Genomic DNA, 18335 nt, shown 5'->3' with positions numbered 1-18335 from the left:
AAGCACCTTGTGGAATAGCAGCAACGCCAGGAATGATCCGTTTGGTCAGCTTGACAGGAATCATGAGAGTCCCGCGATCATTGAAGACTTTGGCCTTGTCTCCCTCTTTCATTCCGCGTTTTTCGGCATCCTGCGGGTTCATCCACATCACTTGTGGACCCGCTTCTTCCATCCACACATGATTGTCGTGGGTAGAGTGACAACGACGTTTGTAATGCCAGCCAATCAATTGAATCGGATATTTCTCTTTCAGCGGATCTTCTGGACCTTCCGTAGCTGGAACGTATTTGGCTATTGCCGGAATCTTGTCATGCTTGTTCATATCCCACAAGTCTTTGGAGAACAACTCAATTTTTCCTGACGGGGTCGGGAAAGGATTCTTAACTGGATCCTTAATTTGATCTTCAAAGGCAATGAAAGGACGATCGAATTTCCACACGTGAATGCCTTTTTTCCGGAACTCTTCAAATGTTGGGAAGGTCGGGTCATCTTTGCGAGTCAGTTCAACCGATTCTTTTACCAGATCGAGCAAGGTTTTGCCACCTTGCGTAAATTCATCGTAAACTCCCAGCTTTTTCGCCACATCAGCAAAAGCTTCATATTCATGGCGACACTCATATAGCGGATCGACAACTTTCTCACCCATAATGGCATAGTCACCCCAGCACCATGGTGTACCAATATCCCAGCGTTCAAAGAAGGTGGTTCCTGGCAGAAGGATATCCGCATACTTGGCACTTGGTGTCATGAACAAATCACTGACACAGATGAACTCTACTTTGCTTTCATCTTCAAGCAATTTGCGGGTTCTGTTGATATTGGCATGCTGGTTAATCAGAATGTTTCCGCCGATATTAAAGATCAGTTTGATATTGGTTGGCAGCTTGTCGATATTCTTCAATCCGTCTTCAGCTGTCAGCTCTGTACCTCTTTCAATGGCATCTGTCCATAAGAAGCAAGGAATGGATGCTTTCTGCGGGTTTTTGTATGTAAAAGCAGAGGATACACCTGCCCGGTACCAATAGCCTGTACCTGCCGCACAGCCACCCAGAATACCGACGTTACCGGTAATCGAAGCCAATGTCGTTCCACCGCGAGTAAACTGTTCTCCGTTGGCGTGACGTTGTGGACCGAAACCTTGGATCAAAGCTGCTGGTTTAGCTGTAGCATACTCACGAGCGATTTGACGAATGGTATTGGCTGGAACACCACAGATTTTTTCAGCCCATTCAGGAGTTTTTGGCGTGTTATCCTTCTGCCCGAGCAGGTAGCTAACCAAAGACTCAGTTGCCGGTACTCCCGCTGGCATATGAGCATCGTCAAAGCCAAGACAATATTTGTCCACAAACGCTTTGTTGTACAGGTTTTCGGTGACGATGGTATAGGCCATCGCATCCATCATGGCTGCATCCGTTGTAGGCAGAATCGGAATCCATTCATCAGCCAATGCAACTGCTGTATCGGAGTAGCGCGGGTCGATTACAATAATTTTGGCCCCACGTTTTTTTGCTTCCCTTAAATACACGTTGGTTGGGGTTGAAAAGATATTTTCTACCGAGTTAAATCCCCACAAAATGATATATTTGGAGTGAAGATAGCTGTCCGGACTGCTGCCGGAATCGTTGGAACCATAGGTATAAGGGGTAGCGATGTTTGCTGCACCAGAAGAATAGTCGTTTGTATAGTTTAAGTAGCCGCCAGTCAGAGCCAACAGCTTCCGGGCACAGTTTCGGCCGCCAAACATCCCCCAGGATTGACCAGATGCATAGTTCACATAACGAGAGAGTGGACCATATTGATCACCGATTCGTTTTACCTGTTGGGCTATGGTATCAATCGCTTCTTCCCATGTAATACGCTCAAATTTTCCTTCGCCGCGTTTCCCAACCCGTTTCATTGGATATTTCAAACGGTCTGGATTATACAGCATTTTGCGGTAACCACGTCCACGAATACAGGCACGCATCTGCGGGTCCATCAGATCATCAACGCGATCATCGGTTGTCACACGAACAACTTGTCCATCCTTTACGTGTGCCTTAATGACACAACGTCCACCACAGTTATTAATGTTACAAGTTGAGATTACTTTTTCTTCGGCTCCAGCCTGACTTGCTTTGGATTCGGCTAATGCCTTTTTCTCAAAGTTGTTGGTGAGTACACCACCCATAAACGCTGGTGCGCTCAAAGCCCCCGCCCACTTCAAAAAGGTACGGCGTTTCATGGTTTTTTCAATGAGGTCTTGCATGAACTTTTCACTCATATTTGCTCACTCCCTTAACTTCAGTCACATAGGTTGTATCTTCCTTAATAAAGTCACGGAGCAGTTGGGCCGCTCCCCGATACAACAAACTGTTCGTTGCATCCAGTAAATCTGTGGTGAATTCGTATACCCATTGCGTCAGGTGTTCATCTAAGACGGCATATTGGGAATCGATCATCTTCAAAAAAGATGTCTCGTCATCTGCTTGCAGCGCTTCGATTTGCCGCTCGATCAGATAGGCCATAAAGGAAAGCTGGATTGAAATATGATCTTCCGGTTCGTTATTTTCTTTCACATATTTCAGTCCAAACGAATGTAATTTGTTTCGAAACAAAAACGTCGTTTCGTCAAACAACATTTTTTCATGACCTCTGTAGACCGACTCCCAAGGATGAACCGGCAATTCGTTCGGTCCAATGAATAGACGTTGAAATTCCTCCCTTTCTTGCTTGGCCAACTGATCAACATTGGTCTCATCTATGGATGCGAAAAACAAAGAGAGGTTGCTACCTCCTTTACTTAATTCGCTGAGAAATTCAAACGGTAGCTGATCCTTTCCATTTAACAGTAGCTCTCTGTCCAGGCTGGTCTCAAAAACCTGCTGCAAGAGTTGGTACACAAATCTTCGGCTTTCCAGAATAGACAACAATCGTTCAGAGATGAACACGATTTAGCTCCCTCCCTGTTCAAGTAATAAGAAATATGTTTACGCCCCTATTGTAAGTTGATACAAGTACGATAGATATGTCCTCGCTCTACAAACATTGGTCATGAATTTTGTACGCTGGAACAACGACGGATGATCAGACGTAAAAGCCTTTCTTTAAAATCAAAAGACCTTAGCAGTCAAGGCTAAGGTCTTTTGGGTATTGAGCAAATGTCTTCAATTGTTTAAAAAGTAACGCTTTTTCGGCTGCATCGGGTAGAACCGAATGGATGGTTTGGTTATCTGAGAATCAGGAAATCCCGGAATACTGTTAACTGTCTTGTCATCTTCAAACAAATTGACATCGATCATTTTTAGAGCTCCAGTTGTGCATGCCTCTACACAAGCAGGAGGGATACCAGCATCCTGTCTTTGGTAACACATCTGACACTTGCTTACTTTCTGTGTCTTGGGATCGAATTGTGGAGCATGAACAGGACAGGCTGGGACACAGAGCATACAGCCTGTACATCGATCAGAATCAATCATCACAATGCCGTCATATCGTTTGATAAATGCACGCTCCGGGCAAACACGAAAGCATTCCGGGTTATCGCATTGGTTGCACGAAACCGACAGAATCACTTCGGGAGCGATTTCCGTAACTCTTCTCCAATGGACATGGGCAGGCGTTTGGTTTTCGTTTTTACAGGCGATCACACAGGTTTGACAACCCAAACATTCATCCGCATTAAACAGAAATCCAACACATTTAAGCATTCAAATCCCTCCATTTTCTGATCTTGACCATGCTGTCATAGAAGAATGCACTTGAATCGTCGTTTGGAGTACTTGTATCTAGGTTGATCAGCTGATTAACCGGATTGGTGCCGGCCTGATTGGATAGAAGCACATGGAGTGGCAGATGCGGATTCAACTTGGCTCGCCCCTTGATCGCTCCGTAATCGTTGTAGATTTCCACTGTCGCACCATCGCTGATGTCGTACTGAAGAGCAACTTCAACAGGAAGTTCGATGATCGTCTCACTTGCCTCAACCTGCAACCAGGATAGCTGTTCAAACTGCGAATGGATTTTCAGCAATGATTGCGGCGATATCAATCGATACATATCTGTTTGATTCGTTACTTTGTTTACGCTATTCGTCAACTCTTGAGGAGTAAAAAACCGGAACCTGCGAGAGTATTCAAGAGGGTTCGATACTTTCTTTTTGTGACAAGGCCCATTTAGCAAATCTTTATAGCTGGTTATCCCGTAAAGATTCTGGATCTCAGGCGTCAGCTCATCTTGAATCCAGTCCAGTGGTTCTTTGTCTGAAGGAAAATTAGAAAAGCCAGGAGACAGTTCATTTAGCTTCCGCGTTAATTCTCGGGCAATCTGCAAATCACTTTTGGTCTCGTAATAAGGAGAAATGGCTTTCTGATTATAGGACAACCAATGGTGCCAGTAGCCAACATTCAGATCATCCTCTTCAAAATGAGTGGAGGCTGGTAAAACCAGATCGGATTGTTCAGCAGTTTTGGTGAAAAACAGGTCAACGGTGACGATTAAATCTAGTTGGGCAAATAGCTTTGTCCAGGTATTGAGGTCTTGATCCTGCGTTAACGGATTTCTGGAAGCAATCCAAAGAAATTTTAACGGCGGGTCTTTCAACGCGAGTGCATCAGAGGCAAAATCGTTGATATTGATTGTTCGAGATTTACTGATCAACGGATGAACAGGGCCGACATGGTTTAACAGATTGAGCGGGAAATTCCGATAATCTTGGTGAATGTAGTACATACCCCCGTGAGGCTGTGTCAGATTCCCGGTCAGAGCAACAAGTGACATGATGGCACTGACGCTCTGCTGGCCGTTTCGATTGCGTTGCATTCCAAAGCCACACCAGGTTACTGCCGGTTTAATCTCCGCATATAAGCGAGCCAACTCGGTCAAGGCTTCCAAGGTCACACCGGTTTTCTGACAAATATCGTTTAGGTCGGTATGGACCACGAAATTCCTGTATTCTTCCCATCCCTCCGTTTGTTCCTGAACAAATTCCTCTGCAATTTTTCCCCATTCGATCAAAAGCTTGGCAATCCCCATCACAAGGTAAACGTCCGTTCCAGGATTGATCTGAATGAACAGGTCGGACTTTTCCGCAGTTCTCGAAAAGATCGGATCAATACAAACAAGCGTAGCCCCTTTGCGTTTGGCCTGGTATAGAAATTTCATCTGATGAACATTGGTTACCGCCGGGTTGGCTCCCCATAAAACAATCAGCTTGGATTCCGACATGACTTCAGGATCAGGACAGTCCACCACACCCAACGATTCGTGAAAAGCTTGGATACCTGATTGGACACAGGGGTCGCCAACAAGCTTCGTATGAGGACCTATACTGTTAAACATCCCTTCCACAGCATAGTGGAGAAAGCCCAGATTTCCTGAATATTTATTGTAGGCACATGCGAGATTGGAGCCATACTGCTCGTTCAATTCAATCATTTTGCTTGCGATAATGGTAAGTGCTTCTTCCCAGCTAATCCGGCTCCAATTGCCTGACCCTCTGGGGTGTTGAAGCATGGGATATTTCATCCGGTGAGGACTGTAGACGAACTGGGTATACGCATATCCCTTTGCACAAAGCCTTCCCTGATTGTATCCCTGATTCGGATCCCCCGTTACTTTTAGAAGTTTCCCATCCTTTACGTGTGAAAGAATACTACAGGTTCCATAGCAATTTCGTGGACACGTGTTGCGGAAAATGGATTCTGTCATAGTTCACCCTTCACTCTTCCATATTTCTCAGTTTCTTAATTTTAAAAGCTGTAGAAATATTTATTTTTACGCTGATAGGGTCCAGTTTAAGATTGAGTATTTCTTCGATTTTTTTAATTCGGTAACGTAAGGTGTTCCGATGAAGGTACAGTTCCTGAGAGGTTTTCTGGATATCGTACTCATTCGCAGCGTAGCTCTCCAGCGTATCCATCAGATCGGTTCCATTCTCCATGTCGTATTGTCGTAAATCCCCCAACGTATGGTAATAAAACTCCTTTAAATCCTGCAGATCATGTTTGTAGATAATTCTTTCCAGCCCCAACTGATCAAAGAAAGAAATTTCCTCATCCAGTGACAATCCCATTTCATAAGCAACCTTCGCCTCCTGATAGCTGCGAAAAAGCTCCGTTGGATTGTCGTATACTTTTCCAATTCCGCAGGATGCTTTTCTTGGCATGTTCAGTCCCTTTACATGGTTGAGGATCAAACCAGCAAATTCCACCAGATCTGAGTGGATCTTGCTTGGGTGCGAATGGTCCAATGGAAGAATGGCGATGACTTCCTGTGTTTTAAGCATCGTAATGGGCTTGATATTCTTCTGAATCAGTACTTTTTCTATCATTTTCAACATCACATTCATCCACTGCTTGTCACCCGTTAAGTTGTCAAAGTCATGGATTGAAAAGACGATCACCACATTCGGAACAGTTAAATCCCAATTCCAAAGCTTCCCGTACTCGATAATATCTTCTTTGTGTTTCACGTTCCCATACAGCAAATCAAACAAAAAGCCATCCTTTAACTTCAATCGCTCCTGGCGAAGTTCCATTTTCCGCTCGAAATGAAGCGCACATAAAGACGCGGCATACTGGATGATTGGCTTGTAATCTTCCAGATTGACTTGCTCATTTTCGGTGATGATCAATAGATAGCCAAGCGCCTTTTGGTTGATAGAGATGGTAGAGCCAATCCCTGTCGTAAAAATATTATTCGAACAGAGCTCGAAACGAAGCAGTTCGGTTTGTTCATACGAAATCGTAGCATCAACGATTTTTACCGGTTCATTCTCGTTTGAACAAGATTGAACATTAAACAGCTGGTCGGTGACGATCACAGGGAGCGAGAGTATCTCAGATAGTTTTGTTGTAAAGTTATTCAGGCCCTTACCAGAGGCTATTAACAATTCATGGACATAGGAAGGAATCATTGCTGTATGCATGTTTAGCCACTTTTCCTTTCAAGCACTTCCTAATTTACAGTCCCCATATTAGCAAATGTGGCGTTCATACTCAATTGAGTTCACAAAACCTTACGGGTGACCTAAAGATTATGAATTATCAGTGTGAGGTCGTACAGTTCACCCCGAAATCGGAAGAGGAAAATTCCCCTTCTTTGGACTACGCAAGTCCCAATCCCTCGCCTGTCTTCACTTATACATAAAAAAAGCACCCACAAGGGGTGGTTTTTTTATGTGGAGGCGGGGCTGGTTAGAAGTTCATCAGAACAACCAAACGATTATCGAGATTTCTAATGAGATTGCCACAGGCTTGAGATTATTCGGCTCTTTCGTTTTTGGAAGCGGATGGGGAGAGATCCCAGCATTCGATATGATCTAATCCCTTAATGCTGTCTTTATAAAAGACAGGATCTTTACCCGCTTTTTTCTGTTTGAGATAGTCATTCAATGCCGCAAAGGCAACTTTTGACAGCAGGAAGATAGCAACTAAGTTAACAATAACCATGAAGCCCATGAACAAATCAGCCAGGTCCCATACAAACTGAACTTTCGCAATTGAGCCGAAAATAACCATGGCAAACACGGAAACCCTGTACACTGTCAACCAGATTTTACTACCATGTAAAAATTTGATGTTTGTTTCCCCGTAGTAATAGTTACCAATTAGCGAACCAAATCCAAACAAGAGGACAAAAATAGCAAGAGTGCCTGATGCCCAAGAGCCAATGTGTTCACTTAATGATGCTTGTGTCAGTGCAACACCACTTAGCCCTGGCTGTTTATATGCTTCGGAGAACAAGATAATAAAAGCTGTGCTTGTACAGATGATGAACGTATCCGTTAATACGCCAAACGCTTGAATAAGACCTTGTTTAACCGGGTGGCTTGTAGTTGCCGTTGCAGCAACGTTTGGTGCGCTACCCATCCCTGCTTCATTCGAGAACAGACCACGTTTGACACCCTGCATGAGGGCAGCTCCAAGCGTTCCACCTATGACTTGATCAATGCCAAAAGCACTTTTCACGATAAGAGAAATAACTTCCGGTAATTTTGTAATGTTAGTCACCACAATAAACAGTGCAACACCGATGTATAAAACAGCGAGAAACATAACCTTGTATTCGGCGATTGTTGCAATACGCTGCACACCACCATAAATAATCACAGCGACAGCAATTGCCATGATGATCCCTACGGTTAAACGATCTGTACCAAATGAGTTCTCAAAAGCAATGGAGATGGTATTTGCGTGCACAGAATTGAATACGAGACCGAAAGAAATCGTAATCAGAACGGAGAACAAAACACCCATCCATCGTTTGTTCAAGCCTTTTTCCATATAGTAGGATGGGCCGCCGCGGAAACCCTCTTTATCTTTTACTTTAAATACTTGTGCTAAGGTACTCTCAACAAAGCTGGATGCTGAGCTAATAATCGCTATGATCCACATCCAGAATACGGAACCTGGCCCGCCTAAAGCAATCGCAAGTGCAATCCCGGTGATGTTACCTGTTCCAACACGAGCGGCCATACCTATTGCAAACGCTTGAAACGGAGAAACACTGTCTTTGGAACGTGTCTTGCCTTCCTTTAAGACTCGGACCATTTCTCCCAACATACTGATTTGCAAAAACTTTCCCTTAAAGGAGAAATAGAGCCCTAATGAAACCAGCATGACAATCAATACATATGACCAAAGGAATTCGTTGAGTGTTGTAAATAAGTGCATCAATTGTTCCATGTCTTCACCTCTTGGAGTAAATGTTATGAACAAAATTAATTGATCATTAAAATACAATCAGTAAGTTCTTGTAGCACGTGTAAATATAACACCTATACATACCGAATGAGTTTATCACATAACTATAATCGTTAAGAAGAGTTTATAAATTGTTTTAACTGTAAAATATTTTTGACCTCAAAAAGCTGGATATAGACAAATAAAAAACAGTTTTCACAGAAGACATCCTGTGATAACTGTTTGGCATGTTCAAGTCTTATGTAGCTGAGAAAAATATTGTTATCTATCAGTTCGAAAAAGTGGTTATGTATTGGTAGAGGCGAGGGATAATCAGATTCCTCTCGAATTCATTCCCATTATTGTTAGGTAATTGGTGAGTAGCTACGAATATTTCAAAAGGACACCATTACCTTCTTGAGCTACTACTTTTGCTAGAAGAACTTGAACTACTAGATGATGAGCTTTTGGAACTACTTGAGCTAGATGAGCCAGATGAGCTAGTTGAACTTTTGGAACCAGTTGAGCTTTTGGAACTTTTGGAGCTATTTGAGCTTTTAGAGCTAGTTGAACTTTTGAAGCTACTTGAGTTGGTAGTTCGATTTGGATTTTTTATTATTGAAGTATTACTTTGCACATTAGTATTTTGAGTTGATATGTCAATGTCATCAAAATCCGTTTCTGATTCCCAGATATCTGATTCACCGCTAGCCCATTCCTTGGCTATGACCTTGTCATTTTTGAACATAATATAGACTGTATAACCATAATTTCTGCTTAATTCCCATTGGAAAACGTTTAGTTTCTCATTATCTATGACTTCCATTCGAACTTCCTGACCTGCATCTTGAAAAAGTTCAGAAACTTGATCATAGCTCATACCTGATGTTACTTTACTGAATCTCTCTTTTTCTAATTTTGCTAATCGTTCTCTTTCCTCGGCTATTTTTTGCTGCTCTATTTCCTTCCTTTTCTTTTCTTCTTCTGCTTTTTGTACCACAAGTTTGGGCCATTCAATCACTTCCTGACGTTCCAATTCCGTTGTTTCTTCGATCCGACACTCATCAGAAACAGTTAATGATCTGCCATCTACCCGAAGATTTTTTCCGGAAAAGGTAATAATATCCCCCTTACGAATATTCAGTTCATATTTAAAATAAGCCCTAATCGTGTATAAATTATCTGCGCTAAAATCAACGCCATATAGGGGACCAGGATAATCTGTATAAACATCTTCAATTATATCAACTTTAGTTACGGGAGCGGTTATACGAACATACTTTCCTTCCTGAATGGAGCTTTTTATGTAATCTACTGCATGATCAGGATTTATTTCATAATCATATGGTTTGAGTGTTAATTCTAAGTCCAAATACGGATACTTTACAAACTCCCTTTCTTCTTCTAGCATCCTATTTATAGCTTGCTCATATTCACGCTCATCTAACCAATCATTGATTACGAAAAAAGAAAAAGTAACAATTAAACCAATTGCAATCCATCTTATCATAGAACTCTTACTCTCCTTACATTACCTTACCAATTTCTATCATTATCCAATATATCGTTTTTGTTTACTATATGCAGTTTTAGTCAATTCGAAACACAGGCCCCTTCGGAACAAAAGGAAGATTTTTTCCCTTTGGAAGAATAAACGCATGTTTTCTTGCGACTCGGATACGATCACAGTATCCATCTGTAATAATTAATATCGGCCCTTCTTTTGGAAAATCATCCGCCTTCTCTATCAAATCAATACCGGGCTGAAGAATGGTTCCCCCACGCCCCTTGATTTTCACTTTATCCGCAATATCGTCAGGGGATAAATAACCTGCATCATATGCCGCAGCATCACAAAATACGATGCGAGCAAATGGCACATCTCTGGACAGGCTGTAACTTGCTATCGCTCCCAATGCTTTCCCTAGCAGTTTTTGATCCATTGATCCAGAGGTATCAAGTACGACTCCAAATGTGCGTCCATCCAGATAGTTTTCCTGATCGGTCCATGCAGGTCTCGGAATATCAGGCGTCGAAGATTGACGCCTGCTTATGCGAGAAAACGTTCTTCTTTTCTCTAGAGGTGCGAAATGGTCATCAAACCACCTTGCCAGTTCCACATCCCATGGGATTGGAGGCTGTCCTAATGCCCGAATCTCTTCGATAAGCCCCGCTGGCAGCATTCCACGGCCTTGCTCCTGATGATAGATCAATCCTTGCGAAAGGGCACTTTTGTAAAAATCATCTAAGTCCGTTCCCTCTTTCACGTCCCAAAAATGCGGATTTCCTCGATCCAGGATATCTCCCTGTCCAATCCCACGGAAAGTATACAATTTTCGATAAGTCCGCAAGTCCGTGACGATCCGATCATAAATAACTTCTGCTGATAGCCCTTTGAGCTCGTGGTCTACCAGAACGCCTATCTGTGGCAGTTGTCCAACGTTCATCTCGAGAAGCCAATGATTAATCACATAATCACAGCTAACATTCCAAAAGTACGGGTCTCTCCCTAAGCATCGCTCATGATGCCTTAGCCCTGCATGCAAAAGCTCATGTGCCATTACGAACTTACTTTCTTCCTCATCAAGCCCTGCAGACGGATTAAAAAAGATTTCACGTGTCGTCACATCAATTGCAGCAACAGATATTTCTAGTCGCTGACATATTTGTTGATCTTCTATAACAGTAAAATTGGCAGCAAGCGAAGCAAGCAGTGGAAAATGATTGATGAACCATTTTTTTGCCTTTTGTGCAAAAGATAACTTGTTTTCATCTCCGCCTAGTGTTGCAGAATACCCTCCAGCTACACTAACTGCACTTTGCACAGCTTGAGATAACCCTTTCCCGAAAAGAGCCTCCCAGTTAACATCACGATTGTACGAATAGCGAACACTTTTATCTGCAAAGAAAAGATCCGGCTGCCTTTCTCCCCCAGTTCCAAATAGCTTCATATGCTCTGGAATCCCTCGTTCGAGAAATTGGAAATACAATTCTTCTTCAGTTTTGCCTGAAAAGTCAACAGCATATGATAGTTCAGCAGGTGGTGTACCTAGCTTCATATCTTGTAAAAACTTAGCGATAAAACAATCGCAGGCGATATTCCACAGTGCTGGTTGCTCTTTCTCCACAAAGTGTCCAAAGCCCAAATGAAGCAAATTGTGAGCTAATACGTAAACCCATTCATTTACTTCAGCTCTTCTTGACGGATGAACATGAATCGTACCTTCCTTGGTTACTATAGCCCAGCCATTGTCGGGACAGAGATTATGTTCTTTTCGCACAAATTGCACGCGAGCTACTAACGGTGCATACATCGGATGTTTCTCCAGAATAGCAACAGCTTGCAAATAGTTTTGAAGAGCAATATCTAATTGTGTCTGCTTCTTTTTAGACATGCTCTATTTATCCTTTCTTTCCATTGCCAGTCTAGGTAAATCCCGAATCACTTCGACGACAAACCAATCAGGAAGCGAGTTTCCTTCCTCGTGTTTAGCAACCACCATCTGCGCCATTTCAAGAGAAATACTGCTCAGTTCTTTTAATAATGCTTTGGCTCTATGGGCAAACCTCTTATGTTGATCATTGACAGAAGCCTTATCAAAAGGAAGTTCCTTCATAATCTGTGCACGAAATGAGTCAGCTAAGAAATAGAGAACGTCCCGATCCTCTGGAGCTGTGGGGAAAACGGCATCTCCATCTAAAATTCGATTCAGTTGGTACTTGCCATTGACGTTTTTATGAAATGCTTTAAATTGTGCGGCATGTTGCGGTGTCAAGCACCCATTCGCCAAAATACCAATCATTTCATTTTTCATTTCCTGACCGAATTCGTGAAGAGCATCGGAAAGAATATGCCATGACCGTGGGGTTGAAAAGGGCTCTTCCGTTTTTGGTGGCTGAGACCATAAATAATCTGGCCGTATTTCCAGAAACTGCAGAATCATCGGGTGGATCCCATTACCGTATGCCCAATCCATCCATTCCTTGTAGGATACCTTTAACTGAACATGAAACATGCGATTTATCAGAGCAGATGACATGGGCTTGACAATCGCACTATCCTGAGCCCGATTCCCCGCACCAATGACAATCGAACCTTCCGGAAGTTTATATTCTCCAATACGTTTTTCATGAATTAAACTGTAAAATGCTTTCTGGACTTCTAGTGAACAAGCGTTTAATTCATCTAGAAATAGACAATACGGTTCTTCTCGCGCAATCGAAGAAGGAGGGCAAAATCTGCTTTTTCCATCAATGATTTGCGGAACTCCAATGATATCTTCAGGGGCAAGCTGGCTTCCAAGCAACGAGACGCACGGAAGACCAACTTGTTGTGCAAAACTTTCTACCAGAGATGATTTCCCTATACCTGGTGCTCCCCAGATAAAAACAGGGCGCACGACAGCGACGTTTAATAAAATTTCCATTAGTTGTTGTTGTGTGACTTGAATTCCTAAATTCATAAATCTTCCTTTCTATTTGTATCCCAATGGTCACTCGTATGAATTTAGAAATAATATATCATTTTGCTGTTGTGAAAATATAGAAAAAAACTCAAAATTTATCAACAAATCAAACACCACTCCTATCAAAACAAACAAGCTGTCACAGAGGACATCCTGTGACAGCTTAGTATCCGTGGTAGCGAACCCCTGCATTACTTATTTTCGAAGCCATTCGTTAGAAAGCATCATTTCTCCTCGTACCGCCTCTGTGTTGGCCAAGTCGTTAAGCATCATAAAGTCGTGGATGATGCCGAAAACGCGTAATCCCCTTCATCTCTGAGTACATCCGCTTCATTTGTGATGCCCAAAAGCCGTTCTCATGAGAAGGATAGATGATCAATCCTCCATAAAGAGCCGAGCATAGTAAAGCGACTCTTCGTCCAGCTCTTGCTGTTCCATCTGGTTTTTGTCGGAAAGCTGTTCCAAAGATTCAACTCGGGTATCTTCAGCTAGCTGGAAGGTACCCGAAACGATTGACTTCTGTTTATTTTGATTGTTCACGGCCACAACACCTACCACTCATTTTTACTCATTATCACCAGTCAACAGATATTTATGTGGAAAGCTGTTTGTCCATATCTGCCAGTTTTCGTAACTCAGGGATAATTCGCTCCTTTTCTTGATTGCTATCCCATTCCTCTTCAATAGCGCTATAAAGCCGTTCGTACTCTTCCTTGGTAATAACGTTTCTCTCCAACAACTGATCAAAACAATTCAGTTTGTCCTGCGTACGCTTCACAATCTCCCTGTAGGACAACCCGTTTTGCATCATGCGCTGATTAAAAATAACATGGCCTGCCTCATGCGCTAGAATGTCAGTGAACGTATCGAAGCTGATGTCCTCCTTATCTGCCAATATGTAAATAATGTTTTTCCCGTTTCGATATTCCACAAAGCCATTTGCTTGTCTGGAATGCTCCAAAAAATAAACTTCACAATCATAACGGGCTTCCACCCAGGACATCATCCGCGCGAACACTTTATCGTTCCTCGATTGGTGTGGACTGTTCATCATGTCACCTCCTATTCCATCAATAAAGCGATCTGTCCTCGTACATAATAAGCGAGACTTAAGCGTGCAGGTGGTTGGTATTGTGGGAAATGATAATCGTATTACCGTCGAGGACGAGCAAGGTAATGAAAAAAGAGTATGCCGTTGAAGCTTTGTTCGATATGAACGAAGAATAGTACGCACTATTAACTTCAGATGAGGATCGAATTCTTATACGGGTGGTAGACGATGAGGGGGAAGACCAATATCTGGTGGGGATTGATGATCCCGAGGAAGCAGCATCTGTATTGGACGCCTATCAGATTGCATTGGAAGCTGGTGAAAGCGAGGGTGCGGAGGGGCACGGCAAAGAAAGCTAACATTGACACAGCAGCAGTTTAACCGATTTCCGTCCGATTCGGACTTGTGAGATCAAATCACCATCCGCTGACAACGGTACATAAAAAGCACCCACAAGGGGTGCGTTTTTTTATGTAGGTGGCCTTCCTTAATTACTTATTCTTCCCAGCACAAAAACAGGACGCTGTGTCATTTTCAACGCTTCCAAACAGTGTTCCTGCACGGTGACAATAGCACATGTGCTTGGCCCTGCCGTTTTCTCCAATGGTAAATGCGTATCTTCCCACAATAAGGTCACTTGATTTCGTTTCAGCAATCCTTCTATTTCATATCTGATTCCTTTAGAACCAACCGGAATGATTTCATGTACACCCATAGTTGCCCTAATCTGTCTCACCGTTGGCAAATCGCATATTTCACTATCGTCCAGTTTGACTTCATCTCCGACTTTTGGATAACCGATGCAACAGAGTATATCTCCTATCATGCTTTTATCCGCAATTTTGCTTGCCACTCCTATTACTGTAACTCCTGCACCCGTTTGGAGGGTCGGAAAATTGTCTTCCGTGCTTCCATTTAATACTTCATTCTCGTCTAAATCAATCTGTCTAAGTTCATCAATGATTCCTGCAATGATTTTTCGCCCGGTTGGTTCCATTTCAACAGATAGCGTATTCATGACACCGAAAGGCTTTGCACCAACAGACAACAACTCCATCAAAGGTACACGCACCAGAAATCTGCCGAGCACGTAAGGATCAACTTTAATGATGTCATTTGGCTTGTTGCCTATGGCTCCGCTTGAATCACAAGCGATAACCAATTCTTTATCCATATAGTCCAGTACAGTCAAATCACGAAACCGTCTGATTTTATACATTGATTTTCCCCTTAATCGCTTTGACAATGAATCCAGACAAAATAAAGTTAACCAATGAGCCAACTGTCAGTGGCAATACCATTAACAGAAAGAAGGCTGTTCCAAAGCCTTCAAACGGGATAAACATCGCTGGAACAATAACGCCGTTTAAAAAAGTACCCAGTATCAGACCAAGAACGAGATTCACTCTCCGACAAACATACCCTGTAACATAACTAACTCCTGCCATTTGCAAGGCTATAAACAAATGGATGGGAATCGATAGAGGAAACCCTACATTCAGAGATGTCAGGATATGACCAAAAAAGCCGACAATAGCTCCAGCCAGAGGAGATACCAAAATGGCTGCAACGAAAGCAGGAAATGAATCCAATGCTACAGTTCCGATAGGGGATGGTAATTTCAACATACTTCCAACAAACGAAAGTGCTATAAACATAGCAAGAATTGAGATCATTTTAATGTGTGAAAAGGATTGAATCATTGTCGTCTCCATTCGATAGCTTAATATATGAATGAATCAATTATAGTCTTTTCTCAGGATAAAAACTGGATTTTTTAGGGGGCGTTTTTTTATGTAGGTTTGTTTCAACCTCTTGTCGGTGGGCACTATAATAGTGTTGCAAAAAAGGAGATGCAAAGCAGAAATAGTCTTGCACCTCCTTTGCTTATTTTGGAAAACCAGGAAGTCGTATTTCGAATGGACATTAATAGAAACTGATTTTTTTTGCTTTCTTGAATTGGCTCGGATTAAATCCGAAGGTCTCTTTAAATGCCGCTGAAAAATGGCTCTTGTTTATGTACCCGACCTTCATTGCCACTTCACCGATCGTTGTGTCTCCTTTTTCAAGCAGATTCATGGCGATTTTCATTCGCTCCTGTCGCAAATAGCCAAACACGGTCGTTTGAAATACTTCACGGAAACCAACTTTTAATTTGAATTCGTTGATCCCAACTTGTCTGGCAAGTTCTTTTAGCGTCGGAGGATTTTCTAATTGGTGGAGCATAAAGTCTCTAGCCTGATAGATGCATTGAACATCACTATAATTGAGATTTACTTTACTTTCCTGGAAAGAACGATTGCTGAATTGCAGATGCAGTGAGGTTGCCAAAAGCTCAAGAACTTTTCCTTCCAAGTACATTCGTTTCAACGAGCCTTGGTAGCTTAACGACTGAATCTGATGCAAGATGAGTTGAAGGTCAGGAGTCATTCCATCATCGGAACCGTGATATTTCGTTGACGTGAGAACTTTTTGAATTGACTGATATAAATCGTTATGATCTGCACCTGGATACTCTTCCAGCAGTTCAGGTGAGATACCCAGCTTCACAACGGAAATAGGGATATTTGGTTCAAAATACAACTCATTCTGGTTGGTTGTCGAGATAGCACATTGATATCGATTTTCTCTTGCTGCAAACGATTTTCCTTCGATATCATATTCCATCTCTCCTTTTTTCATAAACTGAAACTCTATGTAAGGTGATTCGGTAGTCGATTTGATGCTACTTTTTTCATATAACTGATAATCTACGATAGCAAGCTCTACACCATTTCTGATTAGAAAACGCTGAAATCTTCCTTCTCCTATTTCCGATTGAAATTGAATGCTTTCATGAATGCCATCCTTCTGATAGTGAACCAAAGAAGTTTTCATGAAATGTTGACAGTAAGCATAAAGATTTGGATTGACCCAATTTGAATTCATATATGTTCACACCTCGGAGGTTTATTCCAAAATTCACCACTTTCTACACCATTGTCTATTTCTTGTAAATATATGTCAATAATTAACTGCTATGAGATATTTTGAGATTTGTTTAATCTAGTAGCCAACGTTTTCGTGATAAACCTCCTCCATAACCGCCCAATTCTCCATTCGAGTTGATAACGCGGTGGATTTATCCCTTACGGAGCAAAAAAAATCCTTCTCGGAGCAGAATTAAAATATGTATTTTAATAGAATGCTAATTGTAAGAATGTTTGAAAAACAATACAAAACAAAAGGTGGTATGACAGTATGCTAAAAAAGTTTAAGGTTTTACATGCACTTACAGCTGGAGTTCTCGCTTCTCTTGCTCTAGGGGTAGGGATCACTCAAGTTTCAGCTGAAGAGCCGTTTCCTACACAACCGGGAGTATATGTTTTCAAAGATGCAGATTTTAAAGGGAAATGGATTCAGCTTGTGGGGCAATGGGACCATCTAAATACTTATGGTTCACCTTATGAGTGGAATGATAGTATCTCTTCTGTCAAAATTATTGGAAACTATGAATTAATGTTGGCTGATTTCCATAACTTAGGTGGGAATCCTAGTTATTATCGATTTGATGATAGGGACCTTTCGGATGATCCTATCGGAAATGACCGTGCTACTTCATTTAGAGTAAGAGAAATTCCTCAATCAGAAATGGAAGGCGTCTATTTATATGAACATGCTGGATTTAGTGGAGCATGGCAAAAATTCACTCCCGGCAGCATTCGAGAATTAGCAGATAATAAAGCATTTCCATATGGTCTTATGTGGAATGATGCAGTTTCTTCCGTCCGCATCGTAGGGCCTTACAAAGTAACGTTATTTGAACACGACGACTATCTCGGCAAAAGTTTGATCTTTGATCAAAACAGTTCAATGATCCCAGATTTGGTTCCTTATGGATTCAATGATAAGACATCTAGTGTTCAAGTAGTAAATAACTAAGGCTTAGCAATATAGAGTTCGTTTCATTTTACCCTCGCTATGTTATGCGGGGGTTTTTGCGTCTGCGATTACCACATCTTATTTATCATAAGTGCCGTGAAGATCCTCTATATATTGCAACTAGAGGCGGGGGGAAATCAGATTCCCCTCTTATTTAAATGCTCCACTTCGTTCCGCGACACTAAGGTAGGAATCTGAGCGGCTTACGCGTAGCGTAAGCCTTCGAACCCTCCC

General features: G+C 42.1%; 15 protein-coding genes and 2 pseudogenes. 1 reads left to right on the top strand and 16 read right to left on the bottom strand.

The window, feature by feature from the left end; translation table 11 throughout:
* The 16 genes and pseudogenes from ACPW7N_RS21430 to ACPW7N_RS21355 form a co-directional block, all read right to left on the bottom strand.
* The coding region (locus ACPW7N_RS21430) for a DMSO/selenate family reductase complex A subunit (protein ID WP_425653334.1) at positions 1-2263 on the bottom strand (2263 nt) is incomplete at its 3' end.
* The gene (locus ACPW7N_RS21425; protein ID WP_425653332.1) at positions 2256-2930 is read right to left on the bottom strand and encodes a TorD/DmsD family molecular chaperone; all 675 of its coding nucleotides are present in this window, start codon (positions 2928-2930) and stop codon (positions 2256-2258) included. The genes ACPW7N_RS21425 and ACPW7N_RS21430, both read right to left, overlap by 8 nt.
* Before the next feature lie 216 nt (positions 2931-3146).
* Complete coding sequence (locus ACPW7N_RS21420) at positions 3147-3689, bottom strand: 4Fe-4S dicluster domain-containing protein (protein WP_425653330.1); 543 nt, start codon at positions 3687-3689, stop codon at positions 3147-3149.
* Positions 3682-5688 carry a molybdopterin-dependent oxidoreductase gene (locus tag ACPW7N_RS21415; protein ID WP_425653328.1) on the bottom strand — a complete coding sequence of 669 codons (2007 nt, stop codon included), beginning with the start codon at positions 5686-5688 and terminating at the stop codon, positions 3682-3684. Before ACPW7N_RS21415 ends, ACPW7N_RS21420 begins: the two co-directional genes overlap by 8 nt.
* Positions 5689-5698: 10 nt before the next feature.
* On the bottom strand, positions 5699-6907 hold the full coding sequence (locus ACPW7N_RS21410; protein ID WP_425653326.1) for a PucR family transcriptional regulator: 1209 nt from the start codon (positions 6905-6907) through the stop codon (positions 5699-5701).
* Between the two features lie 334 nt (positions 6908-7241).
* Positions 7242-8666 carry an alanine/glycine:cation symporter family protein gene (locus ACPW7N_RS21405; RefSeq protein ID WP_425653324.1) on the bottom strand — a complete coding sequence of 475 codons (1425 nt, stop codon included), beginning with the start codon at positions 8664-8666 and terminating at the stop codon, positions 7242-7244.
* A 406-nt stretch (positions 8667-9072) separates the two neighbouring features.
* Complete coding sequence (locus ACPW7N_RS21400; protein ID WP_425653322.1) at positions 9073-10173, bottom strand: hypothetical protein; 1101 nt, start codon at positions 10171-10173, stop codon at positions 9073-9075.
* 79 nt (positions 10174-10252) lie between these two features.
* Positions 10253-12058, bottom strand: coding sequence for a DUF2201 family putative metallopeptidase (locus tag ACPW7N_RS21395; RefSeq protein WP_425653320.1), 1806 nt, complete (start codon positions 12056-12058; stop codon positions 10253-10255).
* 3 nt (positions 12059-12061) lie between these two features.
* Positions 12062-13126: an AAA family ATPase gene (locus ACPW7N_RS21390; protein ID WP_425653318.1), complete on the bottom strand. Its 1065-nt coding sequence runs from the start codon at positions 13124-13126 to the stop codon at positions 12062-12064.
* Between the two features lie 198 nt (positions 13127-13324).
* Positions 13325-13482, bottom strand: a pseudogene (locus ACPW7N_RS21385) (esterase); the annotation flags it as partial.
* A 22-nt stretch (positions 13483-13504) separates the two neighbouring features.
* The gene (locus ACPW7N_RS21380) at positions 13505-13669 is read right to left on the bottom strand and encodes a hypothetical protein (protein ID WP_425653316.1); all 165 of its coding nucleotides are present in this window, start codon (positions 13667-13669) and stop codon (positions 13505-13507) included.
* 52 nt (positions 13670-13721) lie between these two features.
* Positions 13722-14180, bottom strand: a complete 459-nt coding sequence (locus tag ACPW7N_RS21375; RefSeq protein ID WP_425653314.1) for a hypothetical protein — start codon at positions 14178-14180, stop codon at positions 13722-13724.
* A gap of 487 nt (positions 14181-14667) precedes the next feature.
* Positions 14668-15399, bottom strand: a complete 732-nt coding sequence (locus ACPW7N_RS21370) for an AIR synthase related protein (RefSeq protein WP_425653312.1) — start codon at positions 15397-15399, stop codon at positions 14668-14670.
* Entirely contained in the window at positions 15392-15883 is a 492-nt protein-coding gene (locus tag ACPW7N_RS21365; protein WP_425653310.1) for an ECF transporter S component, read from the bottom strand. Before ACPW7N_RS21365 ends, ACPW7N_RS21370 begins: the two co-directional genes overlap by 8 nt.
* A 223-nt stretch (positions 15884-16106) precedes the next feature.
* Complete coding sequence (locus ACPW7N_RS21360; RefSeq protein WP_425653308.1) at positions 16107-17108, bottom strand: helix-turn-helix transcriptional regulator; 1002 nt, start codon at positions 17106-17108, stop codon at positions 16107-16109.
* A gap of 112 nt (positions 17109-17220) precedes the next feature.
* A pseudogene (locus ACPW7N_RS21355) lies at positions 17221-17298 on the bottom strand (MGMT family protein); the annotation flags it as partial.
* Positions 17299-17420: 122 nt separating this feature from the next.
* On the opposite strand from ACPW7N_RS21355, the gene ACPW7N_RS21350 reads away from it, so the two are divergent.
* Positions 17421-18101, top strand: coding sequence for a hypothetical protein (locus tag ACPW7N_RS21350; RefSeq protein WP_425653306.1), 681 nt, complete (start codon positions 17421-17423; stop codon positions 18099-18101).
* Positions 18102-18335: the final 234 nt, after the last annotated feature.

Origin of the sequence: Brevibacillus nigriterrae (assembly GCF_049846925.1) — a bacterium.
Taxonomy (GTDB): domain Bacteria; phylum Bacillota; class Bacilli; order Brevibacillales; family Brevibacillaceae; genus Brevibacillus_H.
The sequence above is the reverse complement of the archived record's forward strand: the minus strand, read 5'-3'. Positions and strand labels throughout refer to the sequence as shown.